The 17,755-nt window shown below is 61.8% G+C and carries 16 protein-coding genes and 3 tRNA genes; 9 read left to right on the top strand and 10 right to left on the bottom strand.

Going from position 1 to position 17,755, the window contains the following annotated elements; all coding sequences use genetic code 11:
• The first annotated feature begins 15 nt into the window (after window positions 1–15).
• From gyrA to HMPREF2537_RS01425, 4 genes are all read left to right on the top strand, one after another.
• Window positions 16–2,604: a DNA gyrase subunit A gene (gyrA, locus tag HMPREF2537_RS01410; protein ID WP_070524952.1), complete on the top strand. Its 2,589-nt coding sequence runs from the start codon at window positions 16–18 to the stop codon at window positions 2,602–2,604.
• A gap of 3 nt (window positions 2,605–2,607) precedes the next feature.
• The gene (locus HMPREF2537_RS01415) at window positions 2,608–2,955 is read left to right on the top strand and encodes a DUF3566 domain-containing protein (RefSeq protein WP_070524954.1); all 348 of its coding nucleotides are present in this window, start codon (window positions 2,608–2,610) and stop codon (window positions 2,953–2,955) included.
• Between the two features lie 87 nt (window positions 2,956–3,042).
• Window positions 3,043–3,119 (top strand) — tRNA-Ile (locus HMPREF2537_RS01420).
• Between the two features lie 9 nt (window positions 3,120–3,128).
• A tRNA-Ala gene (locus tag HMPREF2537_RS01425) sits at window positions 3,129–3,201 on the top strand.
• 181 nt (window positions 3,202–3,382) lie between these two features.
• On the opposite strand, the gene HMPREF2537_RS01430 is transcribed toward HMPREF2537_RS01425, so the two are convergent.
• Window positions 3,383–4,270 (bottom strand): polysaccharide deacetylase family protein, encoded by an 888-nt coding sequence (locus HMPREF2537_RS01430; RefSeq protein ID WP_070524956.1) that lies wholly within the window; start codon window positions 4,268–4,270, stop codon window positions 3,383–3,385.
• Window positions 4,271–4,440: 170 nt separating this feature from the next.
• Here HMPREF2537_RS01430 and HMPREF2537_RS01435 point away from each other — a divergent pair.
• Window positions 4,441–4,513: transfer RNA gene (locus tag HMPREF2537_RS01435), tRNA-Ala, on the top strand.
• A 44-nt stretch (window positions 4,514–4,557) separates the two neighbouring features.
• Here the strand turns inward: HMPREF2537_RS01435 and HMPREF2537_RS01440 are convergent.
• The 5 genes from HMPREF2537_RS01440 to HMPREF2537_RS01460 form a co-directional block, all read right to left on the bottom strand.
• Entirely contained in the window at window positions 4,558–5,049 is a 492-nt protein-coding gene (locus tag HMPREF2537_RS01440; RefSeq protein ID WP_070524958.1) for a GNAT family N-acetyltransferase, read from the bottom strand.
• Window positions 5,050–5,072: 23 nt separating this feature from the next.
• Window positions 5,073–6,866, bottom strand: coding sequence for an ABC transporter ATP-binding protein (locus tag HMPREF2537_RS01445; RefSeq protein ID WP_070524960.1), 1,794 nt, complete (start codon window positions 6,864–6,866; stop codon window positions 5,073–5,075).
• Complete coding sequence (locus tag HMPREF2537_RS01450) at window positions 6,863–8,437, bottom strand: ABC transporter transmembrane domain-containing protein (RefSeq protein WP_070524962.1); 1,575 nt, start codon at window positions 8,435–8,437, stop codon at window positions 6,863–6,865. The genes HMPREF2537_RS01445 and HMPREF2537_RS01450 overlap by 4 nt, the downstream gene beginning before the upstream one ends.
• Window positions 8,438–8,509: 72 nt before the next feature.
• Entirely contained in the window at window positions 8,510–8,713 is a 204-nt protein-coding gene (locus tag HMPREF2537_RS01455) for a hypothetical protein (protein WP_070523292.1), read from the bottom strand.
• A 167-nt stretch (window positions 8,714–8,880) separates the two neighbouring features.
• Window positions 8,881–9,756, bottom strand: coding sequence for a hypothetical protein (locus HMPREF2537_RS01460; RefSeq protein WP_070524964.1), 876 nt, complete (start codon window positions 9,754–9,756; stop codon window positions 8,881–8,883).
• A 362-nt stretch (window positions 9,757–10,118) separates the two neighbouring features.
• On the opposite strand from HMPREF2537_RS01460, the gene HMPREF2537_RS01465 reads away from it, so the two are divergent.
• Complete coding sequence (locus tag HMPREF2537_RS01465; RefSeq protein ID WP_070524966.1) at window positions 10,119–11,042, top strand: methylenetetrahydrofolate reductase; 924 nt, start codon at window positions 10,119–10,121, stop codon at window positions 11,040–11,042.
• Window positions 11,039–13,303 (top strand): 5-methyltetrahydropteroyltriglutamate--homocysteine S-methyltransferase, encoded by a 2,265-nt coding sequence (metE, locus tag HMPREF2537_RS01470; RefSeq protein WP_070524968.1) that lies wholly within the window; start codon window positions 11,039–11,041, stop codon window positions 13,301–13,303. Before HMPREF2537_RS01465 ends, metE begins: the two co-directional genes overlap by 4 nt.
• A 4-nt stretch (window positions 13,304–13,307) precedes the next feature.
• On the opposite strand, the gene HMPREF2537_RS01475 is transcribed toward metE, so the two are convergent.
• A complete protein-coding gene (locus HMPREF2537_RS01475) occupies window positions 13,308–13,958 on the bottom strand; it encodes an HAD family hydrolase (protein ID WP_070524970.1) in 651 nt (216 codons plus the stop codon).
• Between the two features lie 69 nt (window positions 13,959–14,027).
• On the opposite strand from HMPREF2537_RS01475, the gene HMPREF2537_RS01480 reads away from it, so the two are divergent.
• Complete coding sequence (locus HMPREF2537_RS01480; RefSeq protein WP_070524972.1) at window positions 14,028–14,558, top strand: peptidylprolyl isomerase; 531 nt, start codon at window positions 14,028–14,030, stop codon at window positions 14,556–14,558.
• Between the two features lie 70 nt (window positions 14,559–14,628).
• A complete protein-coding gene (locus tag HMPREF2537_RS01485; RefSeq protein ID WP_070524974.1) occupies window positions 14,629–15,273 on the top strand; it encodes a rhomboid family intramembrane serine protease in 645 nt (214 codons plus the stop codon).
• Between the two features lie 471 nt (window positions 15,274–15,744).
• On the opposite strand, the gene HMPREF2537_RS01490 is transcribed toward HMPREF2537_RS01485, so the two are convergent.
• From HMPREF2537_RS01490 to HMPREF2537_RS01500, 3 genes are read right to left on the bottom strand one after another with little or no spacing between them, the layout of a single operon-like run.
• The gene (locus HMPREF2537_RS01490; protein ID WP_070524976.1) at window positions 15,745–16,398 is read right to left on the bottom strand and encodes a response regulator; all 654 of its coding nucleotides are present in this window, start codon (window positions 16,396–16,398) and stop codon (window positions 15,745–15,747) included.
• 9 nt (window positions 16,399–16,407) lie between these two features.
• Window positions 16,408–16,623 carry a hypothetical protein gene (locus tag HMPREF2537_RS01495; protein WP_070524978.1) on the bottom strand — a complete coding sequence of 72 codons (216 nt, stop codon included), beginning with the start codon at window positions 16,621–16,623 and terminating at the stop codon, window positions 16,408–16,410.
• A gap of 51 nt (window positions 16,624–16,674) precedes the next feature.
• Window positions 16,675–17,751 carry a sensor histidine kinase gene (locus HMPREF2537_RS01500; RefSeq protein ID WP_070524980.1) on the bottom strand — a complete coding sequence of 359 codons (1,077 nt, stop codon included), beginning with the start codon at window positions 17,749–17,751 and terminating at the stop codon, window positions 16,675–16,677.
• Between the last annotated feature and the right edge of the window lie 4 nt (window positions 17,752–17,755).

Below are 17,755 nucleotides of genomic sequence, written 5' to 3' on the forward strand. Positions count from 1 at the left end.
GTAGGATAGGGCGTTATGAGTGATAACAACGGTGATCTTTTCGATCGCATCCAACCAATTGACATCAATGAGGAGATGGAGTCGAGCTACATCGACTACGCCATGTCCGTCATTGTCGGCCGCGCCCTGCCGGAGGTGCGTGACGGTCTTAAGCCTGTCCACCGCCGCATCCTCTACGCCATGTATGACTCCGGCTACCGCCCGGATCGCGGCTACGTAAAGTCCGCCCGCCCGGTCTCGGACACGATGGGCCAGTTCCACCCGCACGGTGACTCCGCTATTTACGACACCCTCGTGCGCCTGGCCCAGCCATGGAACATGCGTTACCCGCTGGTCGACGGCCAAGGTAACTTCGGCTCCCGCGGTAATGACGGCCCGGCAGCTATGCGTTATACCGAGTGCCGTATGACGCCGCTGGCGATGGAGATGGTGCGTGATATCCGCGAAAACACCGTTGACTTTGCGCCGAACTACGACGGCAAGACGCAGGAGCCGACTATCCTGCCCTCCCGCGTTCCGAACCTGTTGATGAACGGCTCCGGCGGTATCGCCGTCGGTATGGCCACCAATATCCCGCCGCACAACCTTAACGAGTTGGCGGAGGCTATTTACTGGTTGCTTGATAACCCGAATGCTTCTGAGGAAGAAGCCTTGGCTGCCTGCATGGAGCGCGTCAAGGGTCCGGATTTCCCGACTGCGGGCCTCATCGTGGGCGATCAGGGCATCAAGGATGCCTACACCACCGGCCGCGGCTCCATCCGCATGCGCGGCGTCACCTCCATCGAGGAGGTGGGCAACCGCCAGACCATCGTTATCACTGAGCTGCCCTACCAGGTCAACCCGGATAACATGATCTCCAACATCGCGGAGTCCGTGGTCAACGGCAAGATCGCGGGAATCGCCAAGATCGAGGACGAGTCCTCCGACCGCGTAGGTATGCGCATCGTGGTCACCCTCAAGCGTGATGCTGTGGCCCGCGTTGTCCTCAACAACCTGTACAAGCACTCCCAGCTGCAGACCTCCTTCGGCGCCAACATGCTCTCCATCGTCGATGGCGTGCCGCGTACCCTGCGTCTGGATCAGATGCTGAGCTACTACGTGGCCCACCAGATTGAGGTCATCGTCCGCCGTACCCAGTTCCGCCTTGATGAGGCTGAGAAGCGCGCCCACATTCTGCGCGGTCTGGTCAAGGCGCTCGACATGCTCGATGAGGTCATCGCGCTCATCCGTCGTTCCCCGACGGTGGAGGAGGCCCGCGAAGGTCTGATGCAGCTTCTCGGCGTCGACGAGATCCAGGCCGATGCCATCCTGGCCATGCGCCTGCGCCGCCTTGCTGCCCTGGAGCGCCAGAAGATCATCGATGAGTTGGCTGAGATCGAGGAGATCATCGCGGACCTCAAGGACATCCTGGCCCGCGAGGAGCGCCAGCGTCAGATCGTCCACGATGAGCTGGAGGAGATCGTCGAAAAGTACGGTGATGAGCGCCGCACCCAGATCGTTGCCGCTTCCGGCGACGTTAGCGATGAGGACCTCATCGCCCGCGAGAACGTCGTTGTCACCATCACCGCTACCGGTTATGCCAAGCGCACCAAGGTGGATGCCTACAAGGCACAGAAGCGCGGTGGCAAGGGCGTGCGCGGCGCGGAACTAAAGCAGGACGATATTGTCAAGAACTTCTTCGTCTGCTCCACGCACGACTGGATCCTGTTCTTCACCAACTTCGGTCGCGTCTACCGCCTCAAGGCCTACGAGCTTCCGGAGGCTGGCCGCACCGCCCGCGGCCAGCACGTGGCCAACCTGCTGGAGTTCCAGCCGGAGGAGAAGATCGCCCAGGTCATCCAGATTCAGTCCTACGAGGACGCTCCTTACCTCGTCCTTGCTACCCAGCAGGGCCGCGTAAAGAAGTCCCGCCTCACCGACTACGAATCTGCACGTTCCGCTGGTCTCATCGCTATCAACCTCAACGAGGGCGATGCGCTGATCGGCGCCCAGCTGGTCAACGAGGGCGATGACATCCTGCTCACCTCTGAACAGGGTCAGGCCATCCGTTTCACCGCGGACGATGACCAGCTGCGTCCGATGGGCCGCGCTACTGCCGGCGTGAAGGGCATGCGTTTCCGCGGCGATGATCAGCTGCTGTCCATGTCTGTGGTCAGCGACGGTCAGTTCCTCTTGGTGACCACCTCTGGCGGCTACGGCAAGCGCACCGCGATTGAGGAGTACACCCCGCAGGGCCGCGGTGGCCTCGGCGTGATGACCTTCAAGTACACACCGAAGCGCGGCAAGCTCATTGCGGCCATCTCCGTTGATGAAGACGACGAGATCTTCGCCATTACCTCTGCTGGCGGCGTTGTCCGCACTGAGGTCAACCAGATTCGCCCGAGCTCCCGTGCCACCATGGGCGTGCGCTTGGTCAATCTGGCTGACGACGTCGAACTGCTGGCCATCGACCGCAACGTGGAGGACGATGGCGAGGAAGACGCCCAGGCAGTAGCCAAGGGCGAGAAGTCCGTGGAGGACGTCAAACCTGAGCACCTCAAGCTTGGGGAAGACTCCCAGCAGGACGAAGCTGACAGCAAGGATGCCGATAAGGACGAGGAGTAACCCATGATTGGACGAGAGCTTCACCTCGCCCGGATTTCGCCCATGTCGGCGTTCCGCGTTGGCTTGGCCATGTCCCTCGTCGGCCTCGTGGCCTGGCTCATCGCCGTGTGCTTGTTGTACGTCGGCCTTGACCAGGCGGGCATCTGGGATTCCTTCAATAGCCTCGTCGGCGGTGTCGGCGGCGGCTTTGAGGTCTCCTTCGGGTTGGTCGTCTCTGCGGCCGCACTGTTTGGTGCCATCATCGCTGTGCTGATGACCATCCTGGCGCCCATCATGGCGGTGATCTACAACGCCATCGTGGACGTCTTCGGCGGATTCAAGATTCGCCTCCAAGACGAACCGAGTAACTAGCGAATATCACCGAGAAAAACTACATATGACCAGGCGATTTGTAATAGATCGCCGGTCCTATGTAGAGTAACTATTCGTTCCGGTCAAGGGCCTATAGCTCAGTCGGTTAGAGCGCATCGCTGATAACGATGAGGTCGCTGGTTCGATTCCAGCTAGGCCCACCACGGAACAATGGGGCATTAGCTCAATTGGTAGAGCATCTGCTTTGCAAGCAGAAGGTCAGGAGTTCGATTCTCCTATGCTCCACAGCATAAGTGGAAGGCGCCCGGCGGAAACGCTGGGCGCCTTTCGCATTTGTCCGCTCAGGGGATCTAGGACCAGACTAGAGGCACCTTATGCAGATCTCCTTAACCATTCACCTGGGGGTTTCGCGCCGGAGGTCTTCACATGGTGCCTTTAGCGTGGCCCCAGCACGTGCCGCTCTGCGCTAGCGGGTGAGGTACTGCCTTCCCGCCTGCGGATTGGGGATGAGGCGGTCGAGGCTGACCGGCTCTAGGCCTTTCGCGCGCAGACCGTCGATGACGCAGTCCGCGGCGCCTACGGTTGTGGCGTGAATGTCGTGCATGAGGACGATGGAGCCGGGCTGCGCCCCGCTGACCGCGGCCTCGCAGACGTGCTCAGAATTGCGGTCCTTCCAATCCACGGTGTCGACGGACCACAGGGCTTGCGCCTGGCCATTAGCCTTCGCAGCGGCCTCCACAGTGCCGTTGGTGGCACCGTACGGGGGACGCATCCACCGCGGGTTCTCACCCGTCGCTGCCTTGATGGCCGCGGCACCGGCCTTGATCTCGCCGTCTACGTCGCTGGGGGAGAGCTTGTTGAGCTCACGGTGGGTTGCGGTGTGGTTTCCCACGGTGTGGCCCTCAGCCTTCATGCGGTGCAGCAGTTCCGGGTGCGTGGAGGCACTGGGGGCTAAGACCATGAAGCTGGCCTGGGCGTCCTTGGCCTTCAGGGTGTCGAGGAGCTGAGCGGTCAACTCGCCGGGGCCATCGTCATAGGTGATAGCCACGCAGTTGGAGCAGGTGGAATCAGCAACCGACTGCGACTGCCGTTTGCCGGTCGGCGCGGGCTTCGCAGCCGGCCGCGAGGAGCCGGCAAAGACAGGACTGTTTTGAAGCTCCTTGGGAAGTGCGTCGTAGGCGTCCCGCTCCAGTTGCTTAAGGTCCTTCTGGACGTCGGGGAGCTGCGGTAGCTGTGGCTGCTGAATCACCGGCTGGGGGAGTGCGGGAAGCTCCGCAGCGGCAGCCGTGCTAGGTAGTGCCGTGGCTGCGGCAAGGGCGATGAGGGAGCGGACAAGAACACTTTTTCGGCGCATGACAACCTTCCACAGACTTTTTCAGACCCCTTATTGTCTGCCCGGTGAAGGTGCATTATCCCTAATGACACGCAACTAGAGTGAAAGAAGTTGACTTCTGAGGTTTTGCTGGACCCGTCCTAGGGGTGATTTCGCTGCTTCTACTGGGAGGAGTACGCTCTACAGGTATTGGGGCATTAGCTCAGTTGGTAGAGCGTTGCGTTCGCAATGCAAAGGTCAGGGGTTCGATTCCCCTATGCTCCACAGGGCGCTCACACAGTGAGCGCCCTTTAACTTTGATGGTTGACTTATTCAGCAGCCTTAAAGCGCTTGACCAGAATGATGTGATCATCGCTTTCGCCCACTGGCTCAAAGCCAAGGTGCAGATAAAGGCGGTGGGCGCGGTCGTTATCTTTAGCCACCGAGAGCGAGATACCCGGGGCGCCCATCTCGCGGGCGAGTTCGGTGGCGGCGTCGATAAGCATGGTGCCCACTCCTTGGCTGCGGAAGCGAGGTTCTACGGCTAGCGCGAGCTCCGGAATGCCCTCGGCAACGTGGCCGAAACCATGGCGCTGCGCTGTACCCCAGTTCAGCCACACGCCACCGGCGGGGACGTGGCCTTCCCAGGCGATGAAACCTCCGCGGGAAGGCTCCCAACCGCCGAGGTAGTAGTCAAAGCCTTCCTCGAAACCCGCGGGGAGTTCCTTGTGCTCATTGCCAAAGGTATCGGCGAGGAAATTGATACGTGCCAGGTAAGTGCGGTCAGCTTCAGTGAGGGAAAGTAGATGCATAGCTCCCATGGTAGAAGGCGGCTTCGAACTACCTACTTCCCATGCTCCCACTGGGCATAGGCTGAGGCATAGCGCCCGCCCCGATCGATGAGCTCGGTGTGGGTGCCATCCTCGACGATCCGACCCTGTTCCATCACAATAATGCGGTCGGCCTCCCGGGCCTGGTCCAGGCGGTGGGCAACGACGAGCGCGGTGCGGCCCCTCGTGACTGCTCTAGCAGCGTGTTCGAGCACTTCCGCGTGCTCGGAGCCGGCTTCAGAGGTGGCCTCATCCATGATGAGCACCGGCGGCTGGCGCAGGATCATGCGAGCCAGGGAAAGCTGTTGCTCGGCCTCCGCACCGATCTCCTCGTTGCCGGCGCCAATCTTCGTATCGAGGCCCTGAGGCAGCCACCGCGAATGCTCATCCAAGCCCACGGTGTTGAGCGCCTGCCACAGCTCCTCATCGCTGGCGTTGGGTTTGGCCAGGAGTAGGTCCTCGCGCAGCGAACCAGAAAAAAGATGCACTTCTTGGGTAATGAGCGCTACGTGCTCTGTAATCCACGTGTTCGGCACGGTGGCGGTATCGATGCCATCGAGGCTGATGCTCCCCGCCGATGGGTACTGCAGGCCCGCCACGAGGGCGGCGAGCGTGGACTTACCCGCACCGGAGGTACCCACCAGGGCGGTGGTGGTGCCGGCGGAGAGGGTTAGGGAGACGTCGTCAAGCACGCGTGCCCCGCCGGGGTAGGCGTAGGAAAGGTGCTCGATGGTGATAGTGGGGGCGTCGTTTAGCCGGGGAGTGTCCTTAAGCGCCTTCGTACCAGCGCTGTTGTCCAAGGTGGCCAGGGCCACCGCGCGGCCGAGGGAGGTCACGGAATGCTGGATCTCGCCAGCGAAGAAGAGGATGTTGAACACGTGGATCTCTAGACGCATCACTAGCAGCACCGCGGCGGTGGCCTCACCGGGGGTCAGCCACTCCCACATCACCATGGGCACGGACATGAGGACCGAACCCAAGAGCAACACCGCGAAGGCCAGGGCGCCCTGGCCCAGGATGCGGTTGATCAGCGGAACCTTGTCACCCCAGGCCTGTACCGTGTCCCAGGAATAGCGCTTCATGCGTGTATGCGCCCAGTCCTTCAGGGAGAACTGACGGAGGGTCTCCAGGGCGCGAATCGTGTCTAGCAGGACGTTGTTGCGGTAGGCCTCCACCGAGGACACCTCGTTGGCCACGGCGGGGATATCCCGCATGGTGCCGCGGATGAAGGGGTAGAGCAGACAACTCACCGCGATGAAGAGCAGCGCATAAGCGGGGTGGATGAAGATCATCATGAGCGCGGTCAGCGGCAGCATGAAGAGCGTGAGCACGAGGCGGTCACCCATCATGGAGATGGTCATGACCACGGTGTCGATGTCCTTGGACAGGCGCGTGATGATGTTGCCGGTGCCCAGTTCCATGACGGCAGGAACGGGAGCGCCGAGGGTAGAGTCCAGCGCTGAGGTGCGCAGATCCACCGAGAGACGGCGGGTAGTGGAGGTAACCAGGTAGCGGCCCACTGTGCGGCCGGTGACCTCCACGAGGAAGCCCACCGCGATAACGATGAGCGCGCCCACCATGGCTGCGCGCCCAGTGCCGAGGACGGGTAGCTCCACGCCTTGGATGATGTCCACGACGCGGCCAAGCACCTGGGAGACCAGGTTCATCATGATGACCGTAACGGTAAACAGGCCGAAGAAAAGGGCGATGCCAAGCCGGCTGGGCGCACTGGGCAGGGTTTTCAGAAAACGGAGACACTCCCGCGGGGAGGCAGGTGCAAGGGCATCCGCGCGATCCTGCTGGCTCATAGCTCCACCACCTCATCCGCGTTGGCGGCCCACGTGGAGGCGGATGTAATGAGCACGGTGATCTTGCCGGCGCGCAGCTCACGCACGCGCTTGGCGACGTCCGCCAAGGTCAACGAATCCAGTCCCGTCGTGGGGTTGTCCAGCACGAGAACTTCCGGGTCCACAGAGAGTGCGCGGGCAAGCGCGACGCGCTGGCGCTGGCCACCGGAGAGGTTGAGGCCGGCCTCACCGATGGGCGCGGTGGGCAGCTCGCCGTTGGGACCAAGACCACCAAGACGGATAACAATATCCTCGCAGGCGGAGGCGTGGAGGGCGGCGTGAAGCTGCGTAGCGCTAGCACTGCGCAGCGGATCGACGTTGTCCTGCAGGGTCCCCTCCAGCACGGAGATGCGGTGCGGCGGGCACAATGCGCCGTGCTCATGAAGGTAGCGCACCCAGGAGTCCACGGTGTTGCGCCCCTCAGTGGTGGTGGGCATCCACACGTGCAATCCGGGGGAGAGATCGACGGGGGTGCCGGCGGTTTCGGTGGTGTTGGTAGAAAGCTGGCCGAGCAGCTCGCCGACGCGCTCCACGGAGGCCCGAGCCCGCGCCCAGTTCTCCGTGAGCAGGCCGAGAGACACACCTAATGCTGTGAGCGCGGGCGGGACGAGCATGGTGATCGCCATCATCCCGCCGGGGGCGATGCGGCCCTCGAAGGTTTCCCAGGAGGTCCAGGCAAGAATGCCCACGGCAAAGGACGCGGGAACCATCTGGCGCAGCCAGGCCATGAGGGAGGAAAGTTTGGCCTCGCGGAGCATGGCGCCCAAGGAATCCTGGGCGGCGTCGGAAAAACGTTGGCGCGCGATGTTCTTGGCGCCGAGGCCCTTGATCACCCGGGAGCCTTGAGCAAAGTCCGTGGCGAGTGAAAGCGCGGTGTTCTCCAACTGGCGGCGGCGCGCGGCGATCCTTGTCAGCGGCTTCGTGGTGGCCCAGGAGGCCAGCGCGGTGGCGAGTGCGCCAACCAGCAGCACAGCCGAGACCTGCCAGGAAATCGGGGCCAGGCTGACCACCGCGCCCAAGAGGTAGCCCACCATGACCAGTGGGAAGTTGAGGATCTGCTTGAGCTGGCCGATGTAGTGCGAATCCTCATCCATCGTGTTGAGCAGCCGGCCGGGGCTTATCCCTGCGGTGGAGGCACCCAGCAGCTTATCCAGCAAGTTCAGCCGCAGTGTATGCGTGGTGCGGGCCTGACTCAGATCAGTAAAGGCATCTGCCGTGGCCTCGCAGATATAGGCGATGAAGAGGAGGATCGCCGTGGCCGCAAGCGGCAGCGCTACGGTGCGCCAGGAGGGCTCGGAGAAGGCATACTGCGTGGTCTGGCCGATGATGACGGAGACCAACGCGCCCAGCGGCGCGTTGATGAGGGTGGCAACGAAGATGCCGATAACGCCGGTGCGCTGGGCGCCGAGCAGACGCCACGTGGCGGCGCCGGGCCGGGAGAAATCGGTGGTCTCGGTGAGGGAGACCTCCCCGGAAGGGGGCTCATCGGGGAGGTACCACGACCACGTCCTCATGCGGGGGTAGTGAGTCATAAGAACTCATCCTATAGCGCACAACGCATAAGGGAGTGATTCAGATTACGATCAATGAATCACTGGGGGAACTTAAGCCAGGTGGTAGTTCTCCACGTCATAGCCGTTGAACTCGCGGTCGACTCCATAATCATCGACGGAGTTAAACTGCGTGCCGTTTTCAATGGCAAAGCGCAGGTTATCCACGCGGGTGGACGGATCGCCGCTCACGGCACCTGCGGGGAAATAAAAGGTCTCCCCGCTCTTGAGCTTGACTACGAGCGACTCAAAGCTCATGCCTGATCTCCTTGCCTGCTGTTGGTAGGGCTTCCCGCGCAAAACAGCGCGCGGGCACCGATCTTTGAGGATCGATGCCAATTAGCCTTCAATTCAAGCAGGTCGGGCGCGCGGGGGCAACGCAGTGAGATCAAGGCAACGAAATGCGCACCCCCAAGGATGGGGGGTTAGTTCTCGTCCTCGGTCTGGAGGCGGTGCTTGCCTTCGGACTCGTGATCATCGGTGATGCGGGAGGTGTCGGCATCCTTCTTGTCGGCGTTGCTGACCTCGATCTCGGTCTCGACGGCGTCCTGGATGGCGGTTTCTTCCTCGCGGTGCTTGGCCAGCTGTTCATCCAGCGAGCCCAGCAGCTCTTCATCGCGCTCGACGACGCCCTCCTCAGCCAAGTTGGACTCCTTCTTGGCATCATCCTCAGTGGTGGAGGTGTAGACCAAGGTGGAGCCCTGCGGCGCGGACGGGGAGGAGAAGTCCTCAACGCGCGGCGGAACGGCGGATTCCTTCTCCTTCTTCTGGGCGAAGAAGTAGTAGATGCCACCGCCGATGGCAGCAATGGCGGCAACGAGCGCGGAGATCAGCCAGATCTTCGAGCCCTTCTTCTTGTCCTTGCCGCTGAGGCGGCGGGCCTTCTTCTGCAGCTGGGCGCTCTGCTTCTGCGCCTTCTTCTCAGCCTTAGAAGCCTTCTTCTTAGCCTGCTTGCGGGCCTTGGAGGCCTTCTTTTCTGCCTGCTTCTGGGTCTTTTTCCACTGCTTGGAGGCCTTGTCCTGGGCCTCTGATGCAGCCTCAGAGAGCTTCTCGGTGGCTTCCTCGCTGCGCTCCTTGAGCTGTTCGAGGGTGCGCTCGAGGCGGGCATGCGCGGCCTTGGTTACGGCACCCGCTTCGCGGCGGGCCTCCGAGAACCACTCGCCATCGCGCTCTTCCATGCGGGCGGCGGCGGTCTCCAGGGCGGAGTAGGCCTCACGGGCCTTCTCATCGCGGCGTTCCTTGAGGCGCTCCACCAGGGCGGAGGTGGCGCTGATGGCTGTGGACAGGGCGGCGGGGTTCATGGGCTCAGGTGCTCCTTTACGTCAATACTGAGGTGATTTGAGTTGGACAACTGTTTATGGAGTGATTGTCGGCGCCGAACCGGGTGTGCCCGCGTTAGCGCTGGATACTCCCTTTCAGCGTAGTGGTGGCGCGCAGGTCCCGCCACCAGATATGCCAGGCCGCGAGCTGTCCAAAGAAAATAGACAGCTTTGTACGGATTGGCCGGGTTTTTATTCACTAGCGCTATGGGCTAACGGTGCAGCTGACTGAGTTCTAAAGGTATTACCAATGTAAAAAGCCTTTCGTCCGAAATGGACAGCTTGGTACGTTTTGGGACATCAACACCGAAGACAAACAACGATAACCTGCAGAGGAGGTGAGCATGTCCCCGCGACTTTCCGCATCCGCACCACTAGACCAAATCAGCGAAGATACGCCCAAGGAGCTTAAGCGCACCGCTCTCTCCTTCGAGGTGATCCCGCCGCGTCACGATGCAGACGCTGCAAAGATTGACCGCTTGCTCGCCACGCTCGCCGCGTATAACCCTGATTACATCGCCGTCACCAGCTCCCAGCGCTCTGGGTGGCTGGAGGGAACCGCGGCCTTCATTGAGAAGATCTCGCGCGATACGGCGATGCGCCCCCTGGCCCACCTGGCCTGCACCGCCGGCACAGAGGAAGAGCTCGTTGGCTGGATCGACACGCTGGTCGACGCCGGCGTGCGCGGCCTCCTCGCGCTCCGCGGCGACCTGCCGGAGGACGGCATGCCCGAAGGCCACCTGCCGCACGCTGATTCCCTGGTCCGGCTCATTCGCCGCTGGGAATCGGACCGCGTGGCGCGTTTGGCAGCTGGCCGCTTGGCGGTTGGTGTGGCCTGCTATCCCAACGGCCACGCTGAGTCCGCCACGCTGGACGAGGACATCGACGTCCTTTTGGCCAAGCAGCGTCTCGGCGCAGACTTCGCCATCACCCAGCTTTTCTTCGACGCGGAGGATTACGTCCGCTTCGCCCAGCGCGCCCGGTTGGCGGGTGTGCGCATTCCGCTCATTCCCGGGATCATGCCGATGACCAGCCGCGCTCGGGTGGAGCGAATGTGCCAGCTGTCCGGGTTGGACGGGCCGACCAAGGTGCTTGACCAACTCGCGGCAGCGACCTCTCCCGAGGAAGAGAAAGAAATCGGCATGCAGATTACAGCCAAGCTGGCGAAGTCGGTGATGAACGCCGGCGCCGACGGGTTGCACATCTACACGCACAACAATCCAGACATTACGACTGACCTGCTACATCGAATTGGAGTCATCCCATGACCGCACCCTTCCCCAAGGCCACGATTGAGGGCTACCCACGCGTCGGTGCCCACCGCGAGCTCAAGCGCGCGCTGGAGTCCTACTGGTCCGGCAAGATCGACGGCGAGACCTTCGAATCCGCCGCGCACTCCCTGCGCCTCGACACCTACGCCCGCCTCAAGGAGCTGGGCCTCACTGAGGACTACGCCATCCCGGCCGACGTTGCCTACTACGACCACGTCCTCGAGACCGCGTTGACCGTAGGCGCTGCTCAGGGCGAGAGCCTCGATGATGAGTTCACCCTGGCCCGCGGAAACAAGGACACGGCGCCGCTGGAGATGACTAAGTGGTTCGACACCAACTACCACTACATCGTTCCTGAGATTACCGATGACCAGACCTTTAGCGCCCGCCCGCAGCGCGTGCTGAAGATCGTCGAGGAGGCCCGCGCCGCTGGCCACACCGTGCGTCCGGTCCTCGTTGGCCCAGTGACCCTGCTGGCGCTGTCCAAGCAGGCCGAGGGCGCCACTAAGCAGCCGCTCGACCACCTTAATGAGCTCGTGGACTCCTACCTCACCGTATTGGCTGAGCTTCACGACGCCAGCGTCGAATGGATCCAGCTCGCCGAGCCGGCTCTAGTAGCCGACCTCGCCGCGGCTGACGACGCCACCCTCGCCGCCGCACTCAAGAGCGCCTATGGCCGCATCCTGGGCGCGGAGAAGCGCCCGCAGGTTTACCTGACCACGCCCTATGGTTCTCTCAACGCTGGCCTCGACGTCATCACCGAGCTTCAGCCGGAAGCAGTCCAGGTGGATCTCTCCGTGGGCACACTGGCTCTGGACAACTCCTACCTCGAGCGCGTGGCCAAGCTCGCCGGCGCCACCCACCTCTCCGCCGGCCTGGTCGACGGCCGCAATGTCTGGGCCGCCAACCTCCGCGACCTGCGCGAGAAGCTCGAGACCCTCGGCGAAGGCGTTTCTGTAACCACCTCCGTGTCCCTGCAGCACGTGCCGCACACTGTGGAGGCGGAGACCTCCCTGCCGGTGGACGTCGCCACCTGGTTCGCCTTTGCCGACGAGAAGATCCGCGAGGTCGTAGCACTCGCCGCCGGTCCGCTGGATGCCCCGGAGGCTTATGCACAGGCCGACCGCGCCGTGCGCACCCGTGCCGAGTCCTCTCGCACCCACGACCAGACAGTACAGGATCGCACCGCGCAGCTGCCGGAGGGCCAGGTTCAGCGCCAGCCGGAGTTCGCCGAGCGCAACAAGGCGCAGGAAGCCCTCGGTCTGCCGCAGCTGCCCACCACCACCATCGGATCCTTCCCACAGACTGCTGAGATTCGCGCCGCCCGCGCCGCACACCGCAAGGGCGAGCTCTCCGATGCCGACTACACCGAGGCACTGCGCAACGAGGTGAAGTCCGTCATCGAGCTGCAGGAGCGCCTAGGTTTGGACGTTCTGGTCCACGGTGAGCCGGAGCGCAACGACATGGTGCAGTACTTCGCCGAGCTTCTCGACGGCTTTGTCGTCACCGAGAACGGCTGGGTCCAGTCCTACGGCTCCCGTTGCACCCGTCCGCCAATCGTGGTTGGTGACATCTCCCGCCCGAAGGCCATGACCACTGAGTGGGCGAAGTTCGCGCAGTCCCTGTCCGAGAAGCACGTCAAGGGCATGCTCACCGGTCCGGTGACCATCCTGGCCTGGTCCTTCGTGCGCGATGATGTTCACCAGTCTGTCTCCGCTGATCAGCTCGGCGTGGCGCTGGCCGACGAAGTCCGCGACCTCGAGGAGGCCGGCATCGACATCATCCAGATCGACGAGCCCGCCCTGCGCGAGCTGCTGCCGCTGCGCGAGCAGGACCGCAAGGCCTACCTCGACTGGGCGGTGCGTTCCTTCCGCCTCGTAGCACTCGAGGCCAAGCCGACCACCCAGATCCACACGCACCTGTGTTACTCGGAGTTTGGCCAGATCATCGACGCTGTCGCCGGCCTGGACGCCGACGTCACCTCCATCGAAGCTGCCCGCTCCCGCATGGAGCTGCTCGAGGACATCGATGAGAAGTTCCACTCTGAGATCGGCCCCGGCATCTACGACATCCACTCGCCGCGCATCCCGTCCGTGGCGGAGATGGCCGAGCTCATCCGCGCGGCACTCAAGAACGTGCCGGTCGAACGTCTGTGGGTCAACCCGGACTGCGGCCTGAAGACCCGCGGCTACGAGGAGACCGAGGCCTCCCTGCGCAATATGGTCCTCGCCCGCGACGAGGTCCGCGCCAGCCTCTAGGGGTTTAAATCTTTGGATTTAAACCGTCCATCGCCGTCAGCTCACTGAGCGCGGCGATGTCTCCGTTTCCGCCCCTATCGAAGTGCAGTGCCTTGAGCCCCGCTGCACGTGCACCCTCGACGTCATTAGCCACCGAATCACCAATCATGAGCGTGGAGCCAGGCTCTACCTCTAGGCGCCGACAAGCCTCGAGGTAGGCCTCTCGGTGCGGTTTTGGCTTAGCCATTTCTACGGTGGGAAAGAGCTCGACGTCTGGCAGGTCGAGCCCGCCCGCCCGTAGTTTTGCCTCCTGCATGTCCCGCGCACCGTTCGTCAGAATGCCGACCTTGAGGCCCAGGGATAGGACGTGCTGGAGGGCGGGGAGGGCGTCGCCAAGCGCCTGCCAGTGCTTTTCATACGCGGCCAAATACTTGGCATATTCCGCCAGCGCCTCCTGCTCCGTCATCTCCGGGCGGCCCAAGAATTCGCGGCAGCGCTCCACGCGCTGGCCTTGGTGGGTGACCTCGCCGCGCTCGTAGGCGGCGAACCACTTCTTTTCGATCTCCGCGAAGCGCTCGTAATGACCGCCCGGCAGCCACTCCTCCACGGCCGCATGCATCGCGGCGGTGTGGTCCATGAGGGTGTCATCGAGATCGAAGAGAACGGCGCGAATCATGCTTGCAACCCTACGCAGATCGCTGACAGCGTCGCGGCGGAACAACGAAATGGTGGAAATTTCCATACAATGGCTGGCATGACTCAGAAGACCGCAACTGCAACGATGCACACCAACTACGGTGACATTGTTATCGACCTGTTCGGTAACCACGCACCGGTAACCGTTGAGAACTTCATCGGCCTGGCTAAGGGCGAGAAGGACTACACCACCCAGAACGCCAAGGGTGAGCAGTCTGGCCCGTTCTACGATGGCGCTATCTTCCACCGCGTTATCGACCAGTTCATGATCCAGGGCGGTGACCCCACCGGCACCGGCCGTGGCGGCCCCGGCTACCAGTTCCAGGATGAGTTCCACCCGGAGCTCCAGTTTGATCGCCCGTTCCTGCTGGCCATGGCGAATGCCGGCCCGGGCACCAACGGCTCCCAGTTCTTCATCACCGTGGCGCCGACCCCGCACCTGAACAACCACCACACCATCTTCGGTGAGGTCACCGACCAGGCTTCCCAGGAAGTTGTGTCCAAGATTGCTAAGGTCTCCACCGACCGCATGGACCGTCCGGCTGAGGACGTTGTCATCGAGTCCATCGAGATCGCCTAAGCGTTTTAGCTTTTCATCTGAGCCCGCTGCCACGTGATGTGGTGGCGGGCTCGTTGTTTTAGGAGTCTGCGTGAAAAATTATTTTCGTTCGGCGCCAGTCACCATGGTGCTCATGGTGCTGTGCATTGGGGCATGGTTGGTCACGGCCATCCAGGCCAAGACCCTCTCTACGCCCTACTATCGCAGCTTGCTGGCCCAAGACTGGACGCTGTGGGGCCCTGAAGTGTCCGAGCACCCCGCAACTGTCATTACCGCGGGCTTTATGCACCTCGACGCCGGGCACCTCTTGGTCAACATGGTGATGCTGTTCTTTGTGGGCAGGGAAGTAGAACGCGCCCTGGGCAGCGCGCTGTATGTGGCGGCCTATCTCATCTCCATTGTTGGCTCTTCCGCCGCAGTGCTGTGGATGGACTTCGGCACACCCACGGTGGGCGCCTCCGGCGCCCTCTTTGCGCTCATGGGACTACTCATCGGCGTGTACCGCAGCCGCGGTTTAGACCTGCGAGCGCCCATCGCCTTGGTCGTAGCAAACGTTGTCTACAGCTTTGTGGCGGAGAACGTCTCCGTGTGGGGGCACTTGGGCGGTTTGCTGACAGGACTGCTGTTGGCACCATTCCTCTTTCGCCAACGGGCGTGGCTGCGTTGGCTGGGGATATGGCTTATTGCTGTCGTGGTAGCCGTGTTAGCGGCGCTGCGAGCTGGGCTTTGGGGATAACTTGGGCGTGTTATCCACCAAAACCTCTGTGCGAAAGAATTCCACATAAGTTATCCACACTGTGGATAACTACATTTTTGTAATTTACCGAACGTGTGGGCCAAGATAACCGCAGATCAGCAGCGTATTAGATTGTGTTCGAAGTTTTTGTGCGGTCTGTGGGAAGCGTGAAAACACTTATCCACAGGGTGTGGAGAAAAGCTGTGGAATTCGATTTCCACAGAGTTATCCCCACCCTGTGGATAACGTTGTACCCAAGGTGTTAACAGCGCTCAGGTTGTGTGGAGTTTGGCAAAAGACGTCTAGCAAAAGGCATCAGTCATAAGGCGTTTTCACGGCTGAAAACGCCATTTACGCAGGGCGGATGGCGTTTTTAGATCCAAGGATGCCTTTTGCCAGATGCCTTTTGCAAGGGTTCATAGCCGTAAGCGTTTTAAGAAAAGGAGTCCTGTCGCCAGGGTGAAGTCGGGCTTAGGAGCCAGCGCCACCCAGAATCTTGGTCACCAAGTTCAGGCGCGTGCTGGCGCCGAAGATGGTGATGAGGCGCGAGACGTGCTTCTTCACGGCGGACTCGGAATAGCCGGTGGCGGCAGCGATCTCTGAATTGGAGTTGCCGGCGAGGAGGAGTTTGAGGACGGCTATTTCGGCGTCGTGAAGCTCGTGGTTCTCAATGGCGGCGGCGACGGGATCGCGTGGGGTGGCAGGCTCACCGATGTAGTCGACTAAACGGTGCATGGCGGCGGGCGCCACGACGGTGCCGCCCTCCACGGCGGCGCGAACCGCCTCGATGATCGAGCGCGGGCGCTGGTTCTTCAAGATATAGCCTGCGCCGCCCGCCCGCAGGATCTTCAGCATCGTGTCATCCGAGTCGAAGGCGGTCACCGCCAAAAACGTTGGGGGATTCGGCCCGGAGTTAAGGTGCTTGAGCAGCGTAATGCCGTCCATGTGTGGCATGTGAATATCGGCGAGGACGAGGTCCGGATTGACTTCCTCAATCTGCGCTAAGCAATCCGCGCCGTTGGTTGCCTCACCGACCACCATGATGTCCTCGGTGGTCTGGAAATAGACGCGGAGCGTCGAGCGAACGAGCTCATCATCGTCAACGAGGAAAACCCGAATGCTCATGGGAACAGTTTAGCCGCGGCACCACCAGAGCTGGGGATTGTTGGAGCATCGGAAGTGGTCGGTGAATTCGCCCGCGAAAGACTTGTAGAAGGTGAATCCCGTGGACTCAGTGCTCTCAGTAGCGGTGGTGTTAGCGGTAGCTTCAACAGGAGTCTCATCAGCGCTGGCGAGTGGTGCGGAAAACAGCGCGAGAGCTGCAGCGGCAACGGCGAGGGAAGAACGCATGTCTACTAACCTTGTGGAATCTAAAAATCGGCGAGTTACCGGGCAAGTTTACTATATTTTTCTTAGGTGGGTAGCGGGAAGAGAAAGGCGTGTGACCCAGAGCTCTCCTTCTTTTCCACTGCCGAAGACGCCGTGCATGCGGCGAACGCGGCGGGCGATTTCCCCCACGCCCAGACTCGTCGTCATGTATTGGCGTGATTGTTGCGCCGCAATCTCGGAAGTGATCACGAGGTCGATGGACTTGGAGCTGCCAGTGGCCTCGATGCTTACACGGGATTCAGGGCGAGCGTACTTGAGGATGTTGATGGCGAGCTCAGAGAACACGAGCGATAGCTTTTCCGGCAGAGCAAGCTCACCGTTCTTGCCCACATTGATCTGTGCTTCGCAGTGGAAGCCGTGGCTGCTAAGGAAGCTAACCATGGTGTCGAGGTCTTCTTCCAAGGACTTAACTCCCTGAGTCAAGCTCTCATTCTTCATCACGCGTAGCAGGTCGCGGACTTCGCCCATGGCCCGGCGGGCGTCGTTAGCAATCGCTTCCGCGGAGTCAGCCGCAGAGGGATCCGTTTGGGTCAATGCCAAGGTTTCAGAGCGCATGACCACGGAGGTGAGCGTCGCAGCTACCGAATCGTGCAGTGCGGTCATCAGCGCCTCGCGTTGCTCGGCGGCGCGTTGCTCAGCGGCAAGACGCTGGTCCCGGGTTTTGCGCAGCGCGGCTCCAATGACGATGGCCACTGCATACAAGATGAGCGGTGTCGACAGGTTCAGCGGATCGAAATCCGGAAGATAATTCTTCGATGGATCCGTCGTGATGAGGTAGGTGTAGGCCACCGCTGGGGGAACCGCCCACAGCCAGCGCGTGCGAAAGGCCACGATGCCGACGATAACGGGGCTCCACGCCAGGAGTAAGAAAGACCGCCAGTCGGAAAACCAGACAGCGAGCGCAAAAAGCGCACCGTACCCGCAGGCCGACGCAAGTGGGCGGCGGATGGCCAGTGGCGTTAGGGTTACGCCGAGGCCGGCGAGCACGAGTGCGCCGGGAGTGAGGAAGTTTTTATCCACCGTGACGGTGAGCATCACCAAAATGATGCAGCCAACGCCAGCGATGCTATAGAACCTCGAGGAGCTCATCGGC

It is taken from the genome of Corynebacterium sp. HMSC074E01 (assembly GCF_001808885.1).
GTDB lineage: Bacteria > Actinomycetota > Actinomycetes > Mycobacteriales > Mycobacteriaceae > Corynebacterium.